Raw genomic sequence first — 19,445 nt, 5'->3', positions numbered from 1 at the left:
TAGCTTTTTATTGTTTTGTGATATAATTAAAATTGAGGTAATATATATGAACAGACTAAAAGAATTAAGACAAAAAAAAGGCGACACACAAGAGGTCGTCGCTAAAGCTATGGGCGTGACCCGTAGAGGTTACCAAAAATGGGAAAACGGAGAAAGCCAAATCAAACCAGATAAAGCCCAGCAACTAGCTGACTACTTTGGGGTAAGCGTTGGGCATCTATTGGGGTATGAGGATTATATCACTATTCAAAATGAAGCATTTGATAGCTATAGAAATATGGCAAAATTATTACTCACCAACCCAGATTTTAAAAATATAATTTCAGAATATGATGAAACTAATCGAAAAAACGGTAAGCGGGATTTATCTCTTTTTGTACAAGCTGAAAGCCTTCCCATAATCGAACAAGATATTAAGGATCTTATTCTTGAAGAGTGGGAAAAAACTCAACCCGAAGATAATTATGAAGAAATCGACGGGACTCTTTCTGATAATATTTCAAGAATCTATATAGCTCTTGGACAATTGCCACTACTTTTTCAAAATTTTTTCGGTTCTTTTCTAACCCTGTCAACATCTGATAAAAAAATCGTTATGCAACTAGTAAATAGTCTATACGAAAAAAATAAAGATATAGGTATCATAAAAGAGCATACTGATAAAAAATAATTTAGAATTTACTTAGAATTATCTAATTAAAAACTAATAAGGAGTGACCCCATGGGATTTTTTGACACTGTAAAACAAGAAGGTAGTTTTTCTACTGCTTCTGGAGTAAATGGACTACACTACGTTGTCCTTCAAGTAACCTTAAAAGAGAAATTTTTTGGTACTGGATCAGGAAATTTGACAGAATTAGAAAACGTCATTAACACCCAAGTAGCAAAAGGTTATCGCCTTCATACCATCACAACCGCCAATGGTGGAAGCAAAGGTTTAGGCGGTGGTGACCGCATTCAAGCCACAATGGTATTTGAGAAGATTCTATAAAAATTCCCCATCTTTTATTAGAAAACATCAGCATATAGGAGGCTACTTATGAAAAAATTACTAAGCACATCAGCTATTTTACTTTCTGCTACCGTCCTAGTGGCTTGCTCTAACAATCAATCAACTACTAAAGATAGCTCGGAGCAACCAAAAACGGAGCAAAAAAACACTACTTCAACAAACGTTAAAACCAAAGTAGATAACAGTAAGTACGACAATCTAATTTCTGAAATCAAATCAAAATTAGATCCTGAATCAACTGGAGCAATAAGCGTTAAAATTCAAAATAACGTAATCGATTCAGATTCATCCGAACCACATGATACAATCATAATTTTGCTAACTGGAACTGCTAAAGATAGCGCAAAAGAGACTATGGACGCAATCAATTCAAATTCTGCTACAACTAATCAGCAAAATGCAATTACCGTATTTCGGATGTCTATATCTGAGTTTGCTAAAAAATTACCAGACGACAATACTACTCTTTCCCTTGGGTATGAAAAATCTGCTGATCAATACGACTTAATCGCAAAATCTTCAAAACAAAAAGATTTTATCCCTGTTGGAGAAATCATCGTAAATTAAAAAACTCCCCCATATTCGCCAATAACGCCCCTATTTCTAAGGTCTATTGTGCAAAAACAGGGGAAATTGAAGAATAGAAAGCCGATTTTACAGACTAAAACGCAAAAATAAGCGAAATTGACAAATAGAAAAAGACAAGCCTGCTACTGCTAACTTGTCTGACAATGCAATAAAAGCAACGTTCCCAGCGTTGAGTTTTTTCGATACTCAAAAATTTTTAAAAAACAAACTAAAAATATTGACAAAAACTAAAAATTACAGTATTATTAGGCAATGAGAAGAGTTTCTGCTCCCAAGGGAACAGAGTACGCGAAACACCGCCTAGTGCTACTAGGTGGTGTTTTTGTATACAAGGAATATATATGAAACCATTTCAAACATTAGATGAACAAATAAAACTTCTCCAGTCTAGAGGTTTAGAAATAGATAACATAGAAGAATGCAAAAGATACCTTCTAACTAACAACTATTACAACGTCGTCAACGGATATAGTAAGTTTTTTCAAACATCAAAAGATAAATTTATAGCTGGTGCAGACTTTAGAGAAATAGCTGCAACACACTTTTACGATAAAGAAATTAAATCAGCTTTTTTAAAAGCAATTATAGATGCAGAAAAACACTTTAAATCCGTACTGGCATATCGTTTTTCAGAATCATATCCAAAGCCATACTCTTATCTAGATATTAATAATTTTGAAACACAAAAAGATGCAAAAAGGCTCGCACAAATTACAAATTTAATCAGTATATTAGCTAGAATACTCAATGATTATAATAGGGATAAGCAAAACAATTCTATAAAACACCACTATAAACAACATGGCGTTGTTCCTTTCTGGGTTATCATCAATGAACTTACACTAGGGCAAGCATTTAACTTTTATAGAAATCTAAACACTGATATAAAAAATCAGATAGCTAGAGATTTATCACCATTCTTGCAAGAAAATATTGAATACATCCAAAATAGACCTAGTAAAGACCTTTTAAGCGGAAAGGCTTTAGAAAGTATTATTAAAAATATACTAGAAATTAGAAATATCACTGCTCATAATAATAAGCTTTTCAATTATAAATGCCGTGAGAATCTTCCACAACTAGCTTATTTCCACTATTACAATAACAATGCCAATACATCAAGACAATCTGTATATTATGTTTTTCTTGCCTTGCAATGTCTACTTGCGTGCACACAATACGCTCAATTACATAACACTATTATTAAAAGAACCAAAGCTCTAAATAAAAAAGCACACTCCATTGAAGCCGGCATTGTATTGGACACACTTGGATTTCCGAATAATTGGTATAATATCACTGACAAATTAAGGTAGAACTACTTGCAATATAGGGGATTTTTAAAAACTTCATATAAGCCCCATATCCGCCTTGTTTCATACTCTGGTATTATTTACCGTCTGACTGCTTAAAATCGAAAATAGAGGGGTTCTCGTAACTCCTAGCCTGGTATAAACTCAAAACCTTTTCTAATTGCTTGCCTGCTGATGGAAAAAGGAGTTAAAACCATGAAAATTATACAACACACGAAAAAAGACGGATCAGTAGTCTACCGCTCTAGTATCTATCTTGGCATTGATTCTGTAACTGGTAAGAAGGTCAAGACTACCATATCGGCACGAACAAAGAAAGAACTCAGAAACAAGACCACCCAGGCTAAGGTAGAATTTCAGAAAAACGGCTCTACACGGAAACAACACTCACATATAACAACCTATAGCGAACTTGTGGACTTATTTTGGCAAACCTACCAGCATACCATAAAGACTAATACGCAGATAAAGATAAAAGGTTGCTTAAATAACTACCTCTTACCCTCATTTGGTACTTATAAACTAGATAAGCTTACTCCTGTTATTATCCAAACTCAGGTAAATAAGTGGGCGGATGAGTACAATCAGGACGGAACGGGGTATAAAGAATACAATCACCTTCATGCCTTAAATAAACGTATACTACAGTATGGGGTTTCTATCCAGGCATTAGACAATAACCCTGCTCGTGATGTTGTCATTCCTAGAAAGATAACAAGAGATAAACAAGAAATTAAATACTTTCAAGATCAGGAACTTAAAAACTTCCTCTCCTATCTCGATAGCCTAGAAAATACCTTTATCAATTTTTATGATACTGTGCTTTATAAGACGCTCCTAGCTACTGGACTGCGTATCCGTGAATGTCTGGCCTTGGAATGGTCTGATATTGACCTGCAGAACGGAACAATCGATATTAACAAAACGCTCAACATTTTAAACCAGGTAAACAGTCCTAAGACAAAATCAAGCTATAGAGTTTTAGATATCGATCATAAAACAGTGCTCATGCTTCGTCTCTACCGAGCAAGACAAGCAGAAAACGGTAGAAACATTGGCTTAACCTATGAGAAAGTATTTTCTGATAGCTTTGACAACTATGTCAATACTCGAAAGGTTGATTATCGCCTACATAAGCACTTGAAAAACGCTAACTGTACTGATTTAGGCTTTCATGCTTTCCGACACACTCACGCTAGTATCTTGCTTAATGCCGGTCTACCCTACAAGGAAATACAGACACGGCTTGGCCATGCAAAAATATCTGTAACTATGGACACTTACAGCCATTTATCAAAAGAGAACCAAAAAAGAGCAGTCTCATTCTTTGAAACTGCCCTCGAAAAAATAAAAAGTTCTTAAAAAAGTCCACAAAATAAAAAAAAGCGATACATAAAACCCTTATGCATCAACGATTATAGAATGTTTTCGGTATAATTGACTATTATACCGAAATTTTCTCATTTTTAAAAGAAAAAGGGCGCTGGTAAAGGATAATCTTCACCAACTCCCTATTTTTCTACTTATCTAAGCCTAATTCTGCCAAGATTTGACGTTTGTAGGCAATCTTTTGGACTTCCTTGTCCTCATCTCCAGACCAATCTAGTTTAATTTCTGAAACAATCTGCCCAGGGCGATTTTTCAAGATATAGATGCGATCGCTGAGATTGAGGGCCTCCTCGATACTATGCGTGATGATTAAGGTTGTTAGATGCAACTGCCTGTGAATCTCAAGGTACCAAGCGTGGAGTTCCATCTTGGTCATCTCATCCAAGGCGCTAAAGGCCTCATCCAAGAGAAAGAGCTTGTGCCCAAAAAGATAGGTACGAAGCAAGGCCACACGCTGACGCATCCCCCCACTCAGTTCATGAGGATATTTATCCCTTACAGTCGTCAACTGAAAGGTTTCAAGAATTTCATCCGCGCGGGCAATGGCTTCCGCCTTATCCACTTTTTGAATCAAGAGGGGCAGGATGATATTGCCAAGCACCGTCTTGTGCTCCAAGAGCAAATCCTTTTGCAACATATAACTAACGCGCCCCTTAGGATTTTCCTCACCGTCAAGGACAATGCGCCCTGACTGGACTTCTAAAATCCCAGCGATTAGATTAAAGAGGGTGGTCTTTCCAACACCACTTGGACCTAGGATAGAAACCACTTCACCTGAAGTCACCTGCAGGTTAATGTCCTCTAAAATCCTATCTTGACCATAGGCATAACTGACGTGTTCTAGTCTAATTTCTGTCATTATTTCACAAATTCGTTGGTGAAGCCTTTGTCTGTCAAGTCTTCTTTAAGGATACCATTTTCTTTATCCCATTTGTAGAAGGCGTTCCAGCGAGCTGCATCAAATTGACCCCATTTTTCCTTGTCGCTTGCGTATTCTTTTGACAAGTATTTTTGAGATTCGATGACAAAGTCACGTTTTTCCTGAAGTTCAGGTGCATTTTTGATGAGGATATCAGCTGCTTCTTCTGGATGCTCCATGGCATATTGGTAGCCTTTTTTAATAGCTTGGATGACTTTACGAGCTTCTTCTTTGTTGTCTTTCAAATAGTCGTTGTTTGCGATGATAACTGGTGAGTAGTAGTCAAATTCTTTAACGTAGTCTTTCAAATACATGAAATTAGCATCTACACCTTGAGATTTAGCAAGGATACCATCCCAACCGTAGTAAATCCAAGCAGTGTCAAAGACGCCATTGGCAATCGGTGTGATTGAGTTTGAGTCGTTGTTTGGTACTTTTTCGACCTTCTCAAAGTCCCCACCTTGTGATTCTACCAAGGTTTTCAACATAGCAAGCTCAGTTGGGTCATTCCAAGTTCCGTATTTCTTACCAACCAAGTCCTTCGGACTGCTTACATTGTCAGATTTACGAGAAATAATTCCTGATGTATTGTGCTCAACGATAGCTGCAACGGCAGTAATTCCTGCACCTTTTTCTAACTTCTTAGCCATGTAGTCTTGGAAATACACTGCAAATGGCGCCTTACCATTGATAACCAAGTCAGAAGAACTTTCTTCTGGTGGCAATTTCAAATCAACATCCACTCCAGCTTCCTTGAAATAGCCTTTTTCCTTGGCTACATAAAGCCCTGTGTGGTTGGTATTTGGTGTCCAGTCTAGGATAAAGTCAATTTTCTTGAGTTCTGCCTCTTTGTTGTCCTTAGAAGCAGTTCCTTGACCACAAGCTACAAGCACAACAGCTACAAGAGCTGTCACAAGCGTTAAAAACACTTTCCATGTTTTTTTCATTTTGATTTCCTCTTTTCTTTTTTGAAACATTCTAATTTTACGAATGTTTCCATTTAATAACATATTTTTCACTAATATCGACCAGCTTCATACCCAGAAGACTGATAATCGATACCAGAATAATAATAGCGAACATAGTATCATACTGAAACAGTTTCTTGGACTGAATCATATAAACACCAAGACCCTCAAAGCCTCCCAACCACTCAGATACCACTGTTGTGATAAAGGCGTAGGAGACGCTAACCCTTAGTCCTGCATAAAAGTAAGGCAGGCTGACCGGGATTTTAAAATGCCACAGGATTTGCCAAGGATTGGCTCGCATCAGACTAAACAAGGTCAGCATATCCTTATCACAATGCCTAAAACCATCTAAAATACTGACGATGATAGGGAAGGTCGTCGTCAAGATAATCAAGACAATCTTGGGCAAAATCCCATAACCTAGCCACAAAACCAGGATAGGGGCTATGGCAATGGTCGGAATAGTCTGAACAACCACCATCATAGGGTAAATCAGGTCATTAAGCCAAGTCAAACTGTCCATAAGCACAGCCATGAGACAGGCAATCAAGACTCCCAAAACCAGCCCCAGTAAAGCCACTCTCAAGGTGGCCCAGCTATGGTGCCAGAGAAATTCTCTGTCACGAACAAATGACAGGAGAATTTCAAGAGGTGTCGGCAGAATAAACTTGGGGAGAAGTTTAAGCAAACCTGCTAACTGCCAGATTGACAAGACTACTAGAAAGCCCAATAGACTAATGTGTCGTCTCAGTATACTTTTCAAGTTTCTCATCAATACTTAAAATCTCTCCTACATTTATTTTGACATTAGCAAAGACATTATCTGCCTCCTGCCCTGCCACTTCCAGCGCTTCTTTGAGAATACGCATGAGCTCATCAAACTCCCCTTCCAAGACCGTTTCAAATGGTGTCACCACCATGGTCACTTCTTGATCTTGCAGATAAGCAATGACCTGATCGATAACAGCTATCCGATCAATCCCCTGTGATAGGGGTAAAACTTGCAAGGCAATGCTTGCTTTCATAAAAACCTCCTCTTCTTGTTTTCCTTTGACCAAAAGAAAAACCTTTACCATATATGGAAAAGGTCAAGAATAGACTAAGTATCGTTCCCTACGCTGGCATTACCCAGATCAGGTGCGGTCGAAGTTTAACACTTCCTCTCAGACTGTACACAGACTCCCATATATTATATGGACATATGATAGCGCAAAACAAAAAAAATGTCAAGGAAACTGCTTACAGAAAAAGTAGGAAAAATTTCCTACTTTTTCTATACTCTCACACCATCACTATTTACTCTGTAGCCATCCACCGTTGTATTAACAGCTAAGGCACCTGAAGAGTAAGAATAATACCACTTACCAGAGACTTGGTACCAGCCTGTTTTCATTGCCCCTGAGCTATCTAGATAGTACCACAGACCATTTTCCTTTAACCATCCTGTCTGCATTTCACCAGATGATTTCAAATAATACCAACTAGAACCGTCTTTCAGCCATCCTGTTGATTTAGAACCATTTGATTTGAAATGATACCAACTACCATTTATTTTCTTCCAACCAACAGTCAGAACATCATTGGAACTACCTTCTGTTTGATTCTGCGATGACGCAACCTCCTCTAACTGAATATAACGACGACTTCCACTATAAGATATATAACTCAACCACTTGTACCCATCTTTTTCAAGTACCTGATCATAATGAACACTCTCACCTGGAGAATAATATGCAATTGAAGTTGCACTAACTAAAGGTTGATTTTTTATAGCTGCCTTATTCTTAAAATAATGAGTTCCTCCTGTCGAAGACGAAGGTTGACTATTGAATACTTTGCTACTACTTACTACATTACCTCCCTCCAAATCTTTAAAATGAATAAATCCTGTCATCGTATTCGCTTTTATAGTTCGTTTATTATAGGATCCTGTATAACCATAGTTGTATTCCTCAATTTCTATATTATCCCCCATTACATTTGAAACCCAGGCAACATGACCATATCCTCCTGCAGTAGACCAAGCAATAGATCCAATAGCTGGTGTATTATCTACACGATATCCTTCACGACGAGCACGATAACCCCATTCATTCGCATTTCCATAAGCTCCTGTAATCTCAAAACCGTTGACACTACTCAAGCGAAAGGCTGCAAATGAAGTACACTGACGAGAGTACATGCGCCACTTATCAATCTCCTGACTCCCATTTTTATAATAAGCAGGATAATCATCCCCACGCGCAATCGATCCATTTCCTCCAGAATAGGCATATACACTATCACTCGCTGCTAGCATCAATCCTACTACTAAAAAAGGAACAACCTTTTTAGCTGATTTTCTAAAAGAAAATCCTGTCTCTGTTACTTTGAATGGTAAAACTTTCATTCTTCCTCCTTGAAAAATAATATAAATTGAAGATTACCTTCACTTAAATTATTCGGAGAAAAAAGAAAAAGTGAGAAAATTTCTCACTTTAGTCAAGATAATGAATCAAATTCTTTTCTGTAAGGATATCTGAGTAAGTAAAGGATTCAACGTAAACATTAGCTTGTTTATCTCCTTCAACATTTCCAAATTCCACAATAAATAGGGATGGATAAACTTCAATTAACTTACCCAATCTATTTTTTTGGCGCTTACGCCCATTTTCCAAAGTCATTTCAATTACATGACCCTCATGCGCCTTGATTTCCTCTTTAATTTTTTTCATCTTAGCTACATCTGTAAATGCATCTGTCATCTTATTTCCTCCCTTTTTGAAATACTTGAAAATTTATTGTATTCTTTTTGGAAAATTAATTCCACTGTTCCACGAGCTCCACTACGGTTTTTCTCGATAATAACTTCTACCTTATTGTTTGGTATGCCTTCCTCTTCTTCACCACCACGCTCATAGTAGTCGTCGCGATAAAGAAAGGCTACGATATCAGCGTCCTGCTCAATAGACCCAGATTCACGAATATCAGACAAGACTGGTCTCTTATCCTGACGTTGTTCTACACCACGAGAAAGCTGACTTAGAGCGATCACTGGAACTTTCAGTTCTTTTGCTAGGATTTTCAACTGACGTGAAATTTCTGAAACTTCTTGTTGACGATTTTCTCGGCCTGTACCTGTAATCAATTGCAAGTAATCTATCAAAATCAAACCAAGATTGCCCGTTTCTTGAGCAAGTTTACGTGAGCGAGAACGAATTTCCGTAATCCGAATCCCTGGCGTATCATCAATATAGATACTTGCATTAGCTAGATTACCCTGAGCAATGGTATATTTTTGCCACTCCTCATCAGTCAATTGCCCTGTACGGATAGAATGGGATTCCACCAAACCTTCTGCCGCCAACATACGATCCACTAGACTTTCCGCACCCATTTCCAGTGAGAAAATAGCTACCGTCTTGTCCAACTTAGTCCCAATATTCTGAGCAATATTCAAGGCAAAGGCTGTCTTACCAACCGCAGGACGGGCTGCTAGGATAATCAACTCCTCCTCATGAAGTCCAGTCGTCATATGATCCAAATCACGATAACCTGTCGCAATACCTGTAATATCAGTCGTTTGTTGAGAGCGAGCCTCCAGATTTCCAAAGTTGACATTCAACACATCTCGAATGTTCTTAAAGCCACTTCGATTAGCATTTTCGCTGACATCAATTAACCCTTTTTCTGCCTGAGCAATGATTTCATCAGCTGGTTGCGAAGCCTCGTAAGCTTGATTGACAGACTCTGTCAACTTGGAAATTAATCGCCGTAACATAGCCTTTTCTGCAACAATTTTAGCATAATACTCCGCATTAGCAGAAGTTGGCACAGAATTGACAATCTCAACCAGGTAAGACAAGCCACCAATATTCTGTAAATCACCTTGATTATCAAGAATGGTACGAACCGTTGTTGCATCTATGGCATCGCCACGATCGGATAAATCGACCATAGCTTGGAAAATCAAACGATGGGCATACTTAAAAAAGTCCCGAGACTCAATAAATTCTCTCACAAAAACAAGCTTACTCTCATCAATAAAGATAGCCCCCAAAACGGATTGTTCAGCTAAGATATCTTGAGGTTGTACTCGTAACTCTTCTACTTCTGCCATCAGACTTCCCTTCCTTTTACAATCTTGTCAAGAAGGTGTAAACTTATCCTTCCTTCACACGAAGATTGATTACACTTGTGATATCTTGATAAATTTTCACTGGTACATCAATCAAACCAACTGCTCGAATCGGAGCTTGTACTTGAATATGACGTTTATCAATCTTAATTCCAAATTGCTTTTGCAATTCTTCTGCAATTTTCTTATTGGTAATAGAGCCAAAGGTACGACCATCTGGACCAACTTTTTCAACAAATTCTACAACAGTTTCTTCAGCTTCAAGTTGGGCTTTAATTGCTTTTGCTTCTGCAATCATCTCAGCGTGAGCTTTTTCTTCAGATTTTTGTTTACCACGAAGTTCACCTACAGCTTGGGCAGTCGCTTCTTTTGCTAGGTTCTTTTTGATAAGAAAGTTTTGCGCATACCCTGTTGGTACTTCCTTAATTTCGCCTTTTTTACCTTTTCCTTTGACATCTGCTAAAAAGATTACTTTCATTCTTCTTTCTCCTTTTCCTTTATTTCATTTAATACAATTTCTGTCAGTTTTTCACCTGCTTCTGACAAGGTTAAATCTTTAATTTGAGCTGCTGCCAAATTAAAGTGGCCTCCACCTCCCAGCTCTTCCATGATTCGTTGTACATTCAGTTTACTACGACTGCGAGCTGAGATAGAGATAAATCCTTGTGTATTCTTCGCAAGAACAAAACTCGCTTCAATACCTGACATAGCTAACATGGCGTCTGCTGCCTTACTAATAACAACTGTATCATAGCATTTCGAGTCCGTAGCCTCTGCTAACAATACATCAGAACCTAATTTACGCCCCTGTAAAATCAGTTCATTGACCTCACGATATTCTTCAAAATCTGTCGCAGCGATTTCTTGGATAGCAATACTATCACTTCCGCGCGTTCTGAGATAGCTAGCAACATCAAATGTCCGACTAGTCACTCGTGAGGTGAAATTTTTAGTATCCAGCATCATACCAGCCATCAAGACACTTGCTTGCATACGACTCAAACGATTTTTCTTAGAATTCTGGAACTGAATCAATTCCGTTACCAACTCACTGGCACTGCTTGCACCACTTTCGATATAAGTGATAACTGCATTGTCTGGGAAATCCTGATCCCGTCTGTGGTGGTCAATAACAATAGTTTGAGTAAACAAATCATAAAATTCTTTTGATAATGTTAAGGCTGTCTTTGAATGGTCTACAAGAATCAACAAAGAACGATTGGTCACCATCCCCATTGCATCCTTAACAGACAACAACTTCGTAACTCCTTCTTTTTCTAAGAATGTAACAGCTCGTTCAATATCCGGAGACATTTGTTCTTCGTCATAAAGAGCATAACTATTTTCAGTCACATTACTAGCAAATAACTGCATACCTACAGCAGAACCCAAAGCATCCATATCTAGATTTTTGTGACCAACTACAAAAACTTGATCTACACTTCGAATCTTATCTGAAATAGCCGTCATCATAGCGCGCGTACGAGTTCGTGTACGTTTGATTGAAGCAGCAGACCCACCACCAAAATAAACTGGATTTTTCGTTTCGTTGTTTTCCTTGACAACCACCTGGTCGCCACCACGCACCTCAGCCAAGTTCAAGTTGAGCAAAGCAACTTTCCCTATCTCATCATGATTTCCATCACCATAAGAAAATCCCATACTTAAGGTCAAAGGCAACTGTCTCTGTTTCGACTCTTCTCTGAAAGCATCAATAACAGAAAATTTATCATTCATCAATCCCTCAAGTACAGTATAGTCAGTAAATAGATAAAAACGGTCCATACTTACTCGACGGGAGAACATAGAATCTTTCCCAGCAAATTCTGAAACAAAATTGGCTACAAAACTGTTAATATGACTGATATCAGACTCTGATGTTTTATCTTCTAAGTCATCGTAGTTGTCAATAGAAACGATCCCAATCACAGGTCGACTCGTTACTAACTCAACAGTTGCTTCGTATTCTCCAGACACATCAAAGAAATAAAGAACCCCAGATACCTTATCCATATGAACCGAATAGCGGGTCTCACCCAAGGTAGCATAAGAACCGGGATTCCCCACAGAAGCCTTTATAATTGTTTGAATTAATGCCACATCAATCTCGCCCACTTCATTAGTCAAGATCAATTCAGCATAAGGATTAAACCATTCAATGTCACCTGAAGACAAGTCTAATTTAATGACTCCGACAGGCATCTGTTCTAACAAGGTCGTCAAACTTTCTTCAGCTTGGTGGTTTACATACTGAATTTGTTCTACTTCACTCCTTGAGTAGTACTCTCTTTGATGAATGAATAATAAAATATATGAACCCAAAATAAGTAGCAAAAGAAATAGCGTTACCAGTGTATTCGTTACAAAAACAAGTTGCACAGATAGCACTCCGAACGCCACTATTCCTAATATTAAGGGGAAAATAGGACTTACATAAAATTTTTTCATTCCAAACCTCTTGGCACCCATTATACCATAATAACCACCAAAAAGCGACTTTTTAAAAGTGTAATCAGTAATTCCATCCATTGTAAGAAAAAGGAGGTTTACAAATCAGTAAACCTACCTTTACACATATTGAAATTAAGATTCTTTAACTTCTAACAGACCAATTTCTCCATCTTCACGACGATAAATCACATTAGTTGTCTGATCTTCAACATCCACATAGATAAAGAAATCATGTCCCAACAAATCCATCTGTAAAATAGCTTCTTCCAAATCCATTGGTTTTAAATCAATTTGTTTTGAACGAACAACTCTAGATTGGACAACATTTGAATCTTCCACCAATGCATCTGTAAATAATTGACTAGTTGCTACCTTATTTTTATTTTTACGCTCGATTTTTGTTTTATTTTTACGAATCTGACGTTCAATTTTATCAGTTACAAGGTCAATTGAACCATACATATCTTGGGAAACATCTTCTGCACGAAGAGTTATAGAGCCAAGCGGAATCGTTACTTCCACTTTAGCAGTTTTTTCACGATACACCTTCAAGTTAACTCGAGCATCCAACTCTTGTTCAGCTTGAAAATACTTTTCGATCTTTTCGAGTTTAGAAACTACATAATCACGAATTGCTTCTGTTACTTCTAGGTTTTCACCACGGATACTATACTTAATCATATGAGTACCTTCTTTCTAAACATTTTTGTTTTTCTGATTTCATTATAACGCTTTCATTTTATTTTTGCAAATTTTTTCCTCATCTTACAAGGGAAAATGTTTTTACATCCTCAGCACCAGCATCTTCCAGCAGTTTCTTCACACGATTTATAGTTGTTCCAGTAGTATAAATATCATCTATAATCAAGATTTTTTTAGGAATAGTGACTCCACTTTTAACAAAGAAAGGAAGTCCTGTTGCCAAGCGTTCTGAACGACTCTTAGAAGAACTAGCTCGCTCTTCTCTTTTCTCTAATAAATCCAAATACTTGAATTCTGCTGCCTCTACCAAGCCCTCAACCTGATTAAATCCTCTATCAGCATATCTCTCCTTACTTAATGGAATGACTACAAATTGGTACTCTTTGTACTTTTTCAACTCCTCGCTTAAAAATGAAGAAAAAACTTTTCTTAAAAGGAAGTCTCCATCAAATTTATATCGACTAAAAAAATCCTTCATAGCTTGATTGTAAGTGAAAATCGCTCTATGAGAGACCTCAACCCCTTCTTTACACCAAAATTGACAATCTTGACACTTTGTTGACAATCCTGTTTTCATACAGTTGGGACAGTGCTCTTCTCCAATTCTCTCAAAAGTAGAATCACAGTCTGAACAAAGATAGGAGTCATCATTCCTCAGAAGTAAGAGACTACTAAAAGTTAAAATAGCCTTCATAGTCTGCCCACACAACAAGCACTTCATAGCCCCGCCTCCTTGTTCATCTGCTGAATTTCCTTAATTGCCTTCTTGATTGAAGCATTTAATCCATCATGGAAGAAAAGCAAATCTCCTGTTGGTCTATCCATGCTTCGTCCAACTCGTCCACCAATCTGAATCAAACTAGACTTGGTAAAAAGGCGATGATTGGCCTCTACTACGAAAACATCCACACAAGGGAAGGTAACTCCACGCTCCAAGATTGTCGTACTGATAAGTATTGTCAGTTCTCCATCTCGAAAAGCTTGTACCTGATCTAATCGATCTTCTGTTACAGAAGATACAAAGCCAATTTTCTCATTTGGAAATTGCTCCTGTAAGATTTCTTTTAGCTGCTCCCCTTTTTTAATTTCTGATGCAAAAATGAGTAAAGGATAACCTGTCTTTCTCTGTTTCTCAATATAAGACTTTAACTTTGGTGACAAACGATTCTTATCCAAATAGCGATTAAAATCCGATAACCAAACTGGTTTAGGAATAATCAATGGATTCCCATGAAATCGTCTTGGCAAACTCAACCTTTTTAGTTCTCCTATTCGAACCTTCCTATCTAATTCATCTGTCGAAGTCGCTGTTAAAAAGATTCTCAGCCCATTCTCCTTTACACTATTCTTGACAGCATGGTAAAGCGTTGGATTATCAACATAAGGAAAGGCATCTACTTCATCCACTATCAGTAAATCAAAAGCTTGATAAAATTTCAATAACTGATGAGTCGTCGCAACAACTAATGGTGTTCGAAAATAAGGTTCCGATTCTCCATGTAGGAGGGCTACCTCACAAGAAAAATCATTTTGCAGGCGCTTGTACAGCTCCAAACAAACATCTATGCGAGGACTAGCCAAACATACTGCACCACCCGCATTGATCACTTTAGCCACTACTTGATAAATCATTTCTGTCTTTCCAGCTCCTGTCACCGCATGAACTAAAGTTGGCTCTTGCTTGTCTACTGCTTGAATCAGTCCCTCTGACACCTTCTCTTGAAAAGGAGTTAATTGACCACGCCATTTAAGAACATCTTGCTTCAGAAAATCCTCCTGCGGAAAATAGTATAAAGCTTGATCACTCCTAACTCGCTTCATCAGTAAACACTCCCGACAATAGTAGGCACCGATGGGCAAATACCATTCATCTAAAATAGCACTATCACAACGTTGACAGAAAAGTTTCCCCTTCTCCTTTCTCATTGCTGGAAGTCTCTCCGCCAACTGACGTTCCTCTTCTGTTAATTCATTCTCCGTAAACAAACGACCGAGATAATTTGGATTTACTTTCATACTTCTTTATTCGTAAAAACCTAGCGCTTTAGATGATTTTTTAGTACAATTAAATCATGGAATTTAAAACAATTAAAGAGGACGGTCAAGTCCAAGAAGAAATCAAAAAATCACGCTTTATCTGTCATGCCAAGCGTGTTTATAGCGAAGAAGAGGCTCGTAACTTCATTACTGCTATCAAGAAAGAGCACTACAAAGCTACGCATAACTGCTCTGCCTTCATTATTGGGGAACGTAGTGAAATCAAACGTACAAGTGATGATGGTGAACCCAGTGGTACTGCTGGCGTTCCCATGCTTGGGGTACTAGAAAATCACAATCTCACCAATGTCTGTGTGGTCGTGACACGCTACTTTGGTGGTATTAAACTAGGCGCCGGAGGATTGATTCGTGCTTACGCAGGTAGTGTCGCCTTAGCTGTCAAAGAAATTGGCATCATTGAAATAAAGGAACAGGCTGGCATTGCTATTCAAATGTCTTACGCTCAGTACCAAGAGTACAGTAACTTCCTTAAAGAACATGATCTCATAGAGCTTGAGACAAACTTTACAGAACAAGTCGATACGATGATTTATGTTGATAAAGAAGCAAAAGAAAATATTAAAGCCGCACTTGTAGAGTTTTTTAATGGAAAAGTCACTTTAACTGATCAAGGTTTACGCGAAGTTGAAGTTCCTGTAAACTTAGTGTAAACAATGGATAATGCAGCATTTCACTGACATTTTCACCGCTACTTTAATTAGCAACATAAAAAGGTGCTTGCCAAGACCTACTAGAAAATGAAGCAATTCAAAAAGAAAACGGATATCGTTCCACTTTACACCTATTTATTAGAATTAGCTTATCACAATCGCTTGAAAATTAATGGCTTAGACCTATGATATAAAAAAATCCTATCACTTCGATAGGATTTCTATATTTTACAAATGGTATAGATAGCGTTATACTAGAAATATCTTATATAAAGAGGTATTCATATGTCTATTTATAACAACATTACTGAACTAATCGGACAAACACCGATTGTTAAACTCAACAACATTGTGCCAGAAGGTGCTGCGGACGTCTATGTAAAGATTGAAGCATTTAACCCTGGTTCATCGGTAAAAGACCGTATTGCCCTTAGCATGATTGAAAAAGCTGAACAAGACGGTATTCTGAAACCTGGCTCTACTATTGTTGAAGCAACAAGTGGAAACACTGGTATTGGACTTTCATGGGTAGGTGCTGCTAAAGGGTATAAAGTCGTCATCGTTATGCCTGAAACTATGAGTGTAGAACGACGTAAGATTATCCAAGCTTATGGTGCTGAACTCGTCCTAACTCCTGGTAGTGAGGGAATGAAAGGCGCTATTGCCAAAGCTCAAGAAATCGCTGCTGAACGTGATGGTTTCCTTCCTCTTCAATTTGACAATCCAGCTAATCCAGAAGTACACGAAAGAACAACAGGAGCTGAAATACTAGCTGCTTTCGGTAAAGATGGACTAGATGCCTTTGTTGCTGGAGTTGGTACCGGTGGAACAATTTCTGGTGTTTCTCATGCACTCAAAACAGCAAATTCAAGTATTCAAGTTTATGCAGTGGAAGCAGACGAATCTGCTATTCTATCTGGTGAAAAACCTGGTCCTCACAAAATTCAAGGTATCTCAGCTGGATTTATTCCTGATACACTGGATACAAAGGCTTATGATGGTATCGTTCGTGTAACATCAGACAACGCTCTCGCACTCGGTCGTGAAATTGGCGGAAAAGAAGGCTTCCTTGTAGGGATTTCTTCAGCTGCAGCCATCTACGGAGCCATCGAGGTTGCCAAAAAATTAGGTACAGGTAAAAAAGTCCTTGCTCTAGCACCAGATAACGGTGAACGTTATTTGTCTACAGCACTCTATGAATTTGAAGTGTAGTCTCCTAAATACATTTAGCCCTTATTATAGGGCTTTTTATTTATACCTTAAAAGTAGGAACATCTCCCTATAAAGATCGATTGCATAGAAAAAGGAAGCAATTTGGCTTCCTTTTTATTATTAGTTATTCAAGGCTGCTGCCATTGTAGCTGCAACTTCAGCTTCAAAGTCATTTGCAGCTTTCTCAATACCTTCACCAACTTCAAAGCGAGCGAACTCAACTACTGAAGCGTTAACTGATTCAAGGTATGCTTCAACTGTCTTGCTGTCATCCATGATGTAAACTTGTGCAAGAAGTGTGTAAGCTTGGTCAACTTTAGTGTTATCAAGCATGAAGCGATCCATTTTACCTGGGATGATTTTGTCCCAGATTTTTTCTGGTTTACCTTCTGCAGCCAATTCAGCTTTGATGTCAGCTTCAGCTTGCGCAATTACTTCATCAGTCAATTGAGCTTTTGATCCATACTTCAAGTGTGGAAGAGCTGGTTTGTTAACCATTGCACGGCTTTCGTTGTCTTGGTCGATAACGTGGTTCAATTGTGCCAACTCATCTTTAACGAATTGCTCATCCAATTCTTTGTAAGAAAGAACTGTTGGTTTCATCGCTGCGATGTGCATTGACAATTGTTTAGCAAGAGCTTCGTCTCCACCTTCAACAACTGAAATAACACCGATACGTCCACCATTATGTTGGTATGCTCCAAAGTGTTGTGCATCTGTTTTTTCAATCAATGCAAAGCGACGGAATGAGATTTTTTCTCCGATAGTTGCTGTTGCAGATACGTATGCAGCTTCAAGAGTTTCACCTGAAGGCATTGTCAAAGCAAGTGCTTCTTCATTATTAGCAGGTTTTCCTTCAGCAATAACTTTAGCTGTAGTATTTACCAATTCAACGAATTGAGCATTTTTCGCAACGAAGTCAGTTTCAGCGTTTACTTCAATAACTGCTGCAACATTACCGTTAACGTAAACACCAGTCAAACCTTCTGCAGCAACACGGTCAGCCTTCTTAGCTGCCTTAGCCATACCTTTTTCACGAAGCAATTCAATCGCTTTTTCGATGTCACCGTCTGTTTCTACAAGCGCTTTTTTAGCGTCCATAACACCGGCACCAGATTTTTCACGCAACTCTTTTACAAGTTTAGCTGTAATTTCTGCCATTTTGATTCTCCTATATTTTTTAAAAATAGGAGAGCCGGGCTAAGCCCCGCCCTCCTAGGTAATTACTATTTATATGAATTAAGCGTTGTCGCCTTCTACGACTTCAACGATTTCTTCGATTGAATCTGCTTGAGCTTCTGAAGCTGCAAATTCTGCTTCAACTGCTGCTGCATCTTCACCTTGACGTCCTTCGATGATAGCGTCAGCCAATTTAGCTGTAATCAATTTAACAGCGCGGATAGCGTCATCGTTAGCTGGGATGATTACATCGATATCATCTGGATCAGTGTTTGTGTCAACCATCGCTACAACTGGGATTCCCAATTTTTTAGCTTCTTTAACAGCGATTTGCTCTTTATGTGGGTCAACTACATACATCACATCTGGAATACGAGGCATATCTTCGATACCACCCAAGAATTTTTCAAGACGTGCACGTTGTTTGTTAAGAAGTGCAACTTCTTTTTTAGGAAGAACTTCGAAAGTTCCATCTTCTTCCATACGTTTGATTTCTTTCAAACGAGCGATACGTTTTTGGATTGTTCCCCAGTTTGTAAGAGTTCCACCCAACCAACGGTGGTTGATAAAGTATTGACCTGAACGTACTGCTTCTTCAGCAACTGCATCAGCCGCTTGTTTCTTAGTACCAACGAACAATACAACTGCATCGTTAGCTGCTGCATCACGCATGAAGTCGTATGCTTGGTCAGCGTATTTTACAGTTTGTTGCAAGTCGATAACGTGGATTCCGTTACGCTCTGTAAAGATGTATTTAGCCATCTTAGGGTTCCAGCGACGAGTTTGGTGACCAAAGTGTACACCAGCCTCAAGAAGTTGTTTCATTGAAATTACTGCCATGAGTATTTCTCCTTTTTGTTTTTTTCCTCTTCTTGACTTCAACT

At 38.3% G+C, this 19,445-nt stretch carries 21 protein-coding genes, 1 pseudogene and 1 riboswitch; of the genes and pseudogenes, 8 read left to right on the top strand and 14 right to left on the bottom strand.

Going from position 1 to position 19,445, the window contains the following annotated elements; translation table 11 throughout:
- Positions 1-46: 46 nt before the first annotated feature.
- The 5 genes from HT717_RS00590 to HT717_RS00570 all read left to right on the top strand — a co-directional run bounded on the left by HT717_RS00590 (position 47) and on the right by HT717_RS00570 (position 4,275).
- Positions 47-670, top strand: coding sequence for a helix-turn-helix transcriptional regulator (locus HT717_RS00590; protein WP_153226471.1), 624 nt, complete (start codon positions 47-49; stop codon positions 668-670).
- Between the two features lie 51 nt (positions 671-721).
- A complete protein-coding gene (locus tag HT717_RS00585; protein WP_061088563.1) occupies positions 722-991 on the top strand; it encodes a hypothetical protein in 270 nt (89 codons plus the stop codon).
- A gap of 48 nt (positions 992-1,039) precedes the next feature.
- Positions 1,040-1,579 (top strand): hypothetical protein, encoded by a 540-nt coding sequence (locus HT717_RS00580; RefSeq protein WP_061088564.1) that lies wholly within the window; start codon positions 1,040-1,042, stop codon positions 1,577-1,579.
- 362 nt (positions 1,580-1,941) lie between these two features.
- Positions 1,942-2,916 (top strand): Abi family protein, encoded by a 975-nt coding sequence (locus HT717_RS00575; protein WP_173304097.1) that lies wholly within the window; start codon positions 1,942-1,944, stop codon positions 2,914-2,916.
- A 192-nt stretch (positions 2,917-3,108) separates the two neighbouring features.
- Positions 3,109-4,275: a site-specific integrase gene (locus HT717_RS00570; protein WP_173304095.1), complete on the top strand. Its 1,167-nt coding sequence runs from the start codon at positions 3,109-3,111 to the stop codon at positions 4,273-4,275.
- Between the two features lie 157 nt (positions 4,276-4,432).
- Here HT717_RS00570 and HT717_RS00565 read toward each other — a convergent pair whose 3' ends face one another.
- The 12 genes from HT717_RS00565 to HT717_RS00510 all read right to left on the bottom strand — a co-directional run bounded on the left by HT717_RS00565 (position 4,433) and on the right by HT717_RS00510 (position 15,478).
- Positions 4,433-5,161 (bottom strand): ABC transporter ATP-binding protein, encoded by a 729-nt coding sequence (locus tag HT717_RS00565; RefSeq protein WP_049540316.1) that lies wholly within the window; start codon positions 5,159-5,161, stop codon positions 4,433-4,435.
- On the bottom strand, positions 5,161-6,168 hold the full coding sequence (locus HT717_RS00560) for an ABC transporter substrate-binding protein (protein ID WP_049540360.1): 1,008 nt from the start codon (positions 6,166-6,168) through the stop codon (positions 5,161-5,163). The genes HT717_RS00565 and HT717_RS00560 overlap by 1 nt, the downstream gene beginning before the upstream one ends.
- A gap of 37 nt (positions 6,169-6,205) precedes the next feature.
- The gene (locus HT717_RS00555; RefSeq protein ID WP_162489575.1) at positions 6,206-6,964 is read right to left on the bottom strand and encodes an ABC transporter permease; all 759 of its coding nucleotides are present in this window, start codon (positions 6,962-6,964) and stop codon (positions 6,206-6,208) included.
- A complete protein-coding gene (locus HT717_RS00550) occupies positions 6,927-7,217 on the bottom strand; it encodes a thiamine-binding protein (RefSeq protein ID WP_049540363.1) in 291 nt (96 codons plus the stop codon). Before HT717_RS00550 ends, HT717_RS00555 begins: the two co-directional genes overlap by 38 nt.
- Before the next feature lie 68 nt (positions 7,218-7,285).
- A riboswitch (TPP riboswitch) is annotated at positions 7,286-7,388 on the bottom strand.
- A 77-nt stretch (positions 7,389-7,465) separates the two neighbouring features.
- Positions 7,466-8,581 carry a choline binding-anchored murein hydrolase CbpD gene (gene cbpD / locus HT717_RS00545; RefSeq protein ID WP_049540318.1) on the bottom strand — a complete coding sequence of 372 codons (1,116 nt, stop codon included), beginning with the start codon at positions 8,579-8,581 and terminating at the stop codon, positions 7,466-7,468.
- 88 nt (positions 8,582-8,669) lie between these two features.
- Positions 8,670-8,936, bottom strand: coding sequence for a Veg family protein (locus tag HT717_RS00540; protein ID WP_000128619.1), 267 nt, complete (start codon positions 8,934-8,936; stop codon positions 8,670-8,672).
- Entirely contained in the window at positions 8,933-10,291 is a 1,359-nt protein-coding gene (gene dnaB, locus HT717_RS00535; RefSeq protein WP_049540320.1) for a replicative DNA helicase, read from the bottom strand. The genes HT717_RS00540 and dnaB overlap by 4 nt, the downstream gene beginning before the upstream one ends.
- Before the next feature lie 43 nt (positions 10,292-10,334).
- A complete protein-coding gene (rplI, locus tag HT717_RS00530; RefSeq protein WP_000864214.1) occupies positions 10,335-10,787 on the bottom strand; it encodes a 50S ribosomal protein L9 in 453 nt (150 codons plus the stop codon).
- The gene (locus HT717_RS00525; protein ID WP_049540321.1) at positions 10,784-12,757 is read right to left on the bottom strand and encodes a DHH family phosphoesterase; all 1,974 of its coding nucleotides are present in this window, start codon (positions 12,755-12,757) and stop codon (positions 10,784-10,786) included. Before HT717_RS00525 ends, rplI begins: the two co-directional genes overlap by 4 nt.
- Positions 12,758-12,892: 135 nt before the next feature.
- Positions 12,893-13,441 (bottom strand): ribosome-associated translation inhibitor RaiA, encoded by a 549-nt coding sequence (gene raiA, locus HT717_RS00520; RefSeq protein ID WP_000599101.1) that lies wholly within the window; start codon positions 13,439-13,441, stop codon positions 12,893-12,895.
- A 79-nt stretch (positions 13,442-13,520) separates the two neighbouring features.
- Positions 13,521-14,183 carry a ComF family protein gene (locus HT717_RS00515; RefSeq protein WP_049540323.1) on the bottom strand — a complete coding sequence of 221 codons (663 nt, stop codon included), beginning with the start codon at positions 14,181-14,183 and terminating at the stop codon, positions 13,521-13,523.
- A complete protein-coding gene (locus HT717_RS00510; RefSeq protein ID WP_049540325.1) occupies positions 14,180-15,478 on the bottom strand; it encodes a DEAD/DEAH box helicase in 1,299 nt (432 codons plus the stop codon). The genes HT717_RS00515 and HT717_RS00510 overlap by 4 nt, the downstream gene beginning before the upstream one ends.
- Before the next feature lie 56 nt (positions 15,479-15,534).
- On the opposite strand from HT717_RS00510, the gene HT717_RS00505 reads away from it, so the two are divergent.
- The 3 genes and pseudogenes from HT717_RS00505 to cysK all read left to right on the top strand — a co-directional run bounded on the left by HT717_RS00505 (position 15,535) and on the right by cysK (position 17,382).
- Positions 15,535-16,170: a YigZ family protein gene (locus HT717_RS00505; protein WP_049540329.1), complete on the top strand. Its 636-nt coding sequence runs from the start codon at positions 15,535-15,537 to the stop codon at positions 16,168-16,170.
- 93 nt (positions 16,171-16,263) lie between these two features.
- A pseudogene (locus HT717_RS09835) lies at positions 16,264-16,359 on the top strand (PH domain-containing protein); the annotation flags it as partial.
- Positions 16,360-16,455: 96 nt separating this feature from the next.
- Positions 16,456-17,382 carry a cysteine synthase A gene (gene cysK, locus HT717_RS00495; RefSeq protein ID WP_061088575.1) on the top strand — a complete coding sequence of 309 codons (927 nt, stop codon included), beginning with the start codon at positions 16,456-16,458 and terminating at the stop codon, positions 17,380-17,382.
- A gap of 120 nt (positions 17,383-17,502) precedes the next feature.
- On the opposite strand, the gene tsf is transcribed toward cysK, so the two are convergent.
- Both tsf and rpsB read right to left on the bottom strand, forming a co-directional pair.
- Positions 17,503-18,543: a translation elongation factor Ts gene (gene tsf, locus HT717_RS00490; protein ID WP_033682512.1), complete on the bottom strand. Its 1,041-nt coding sequence runs from the start codon at positions 18,541-18,543 to the stop codon at positions 17,503-17,505.
- 78 nt (positions 18,544-18,621) lie between these two features.
- Positions 18,622-19,401 carry a 30S ribosomal protein S2 gene (gene rpsB, locus HT717_RS00485; RefSeq protein WP_000268459.1) on the bottom strand — a complete coding sequence of 260 codons (780 nt, stop codon included), beginning with the start codon at positions 19,399-19,401 and terminating at the stop codon, positions 18,622-18,624.
- Positions 19,402-19,445: the final 44 nt, after the last annotated feature.

Origin of the sequence: Streptococcus sp. 959, assembly GCF_013277075.1 — a bacterium.
Lineage (GTDB): Bacteria > Bacillota > Bacilli > Lactobacillales > Streptococcaceae > Streptococcus > Streptococcus pseudopneumoniae_C.
The sequence above is the reverse complement of the archived record's forward strand: the minus strand, read 5'-3'. Positions and strand labels throughout refer to the sequence as shown.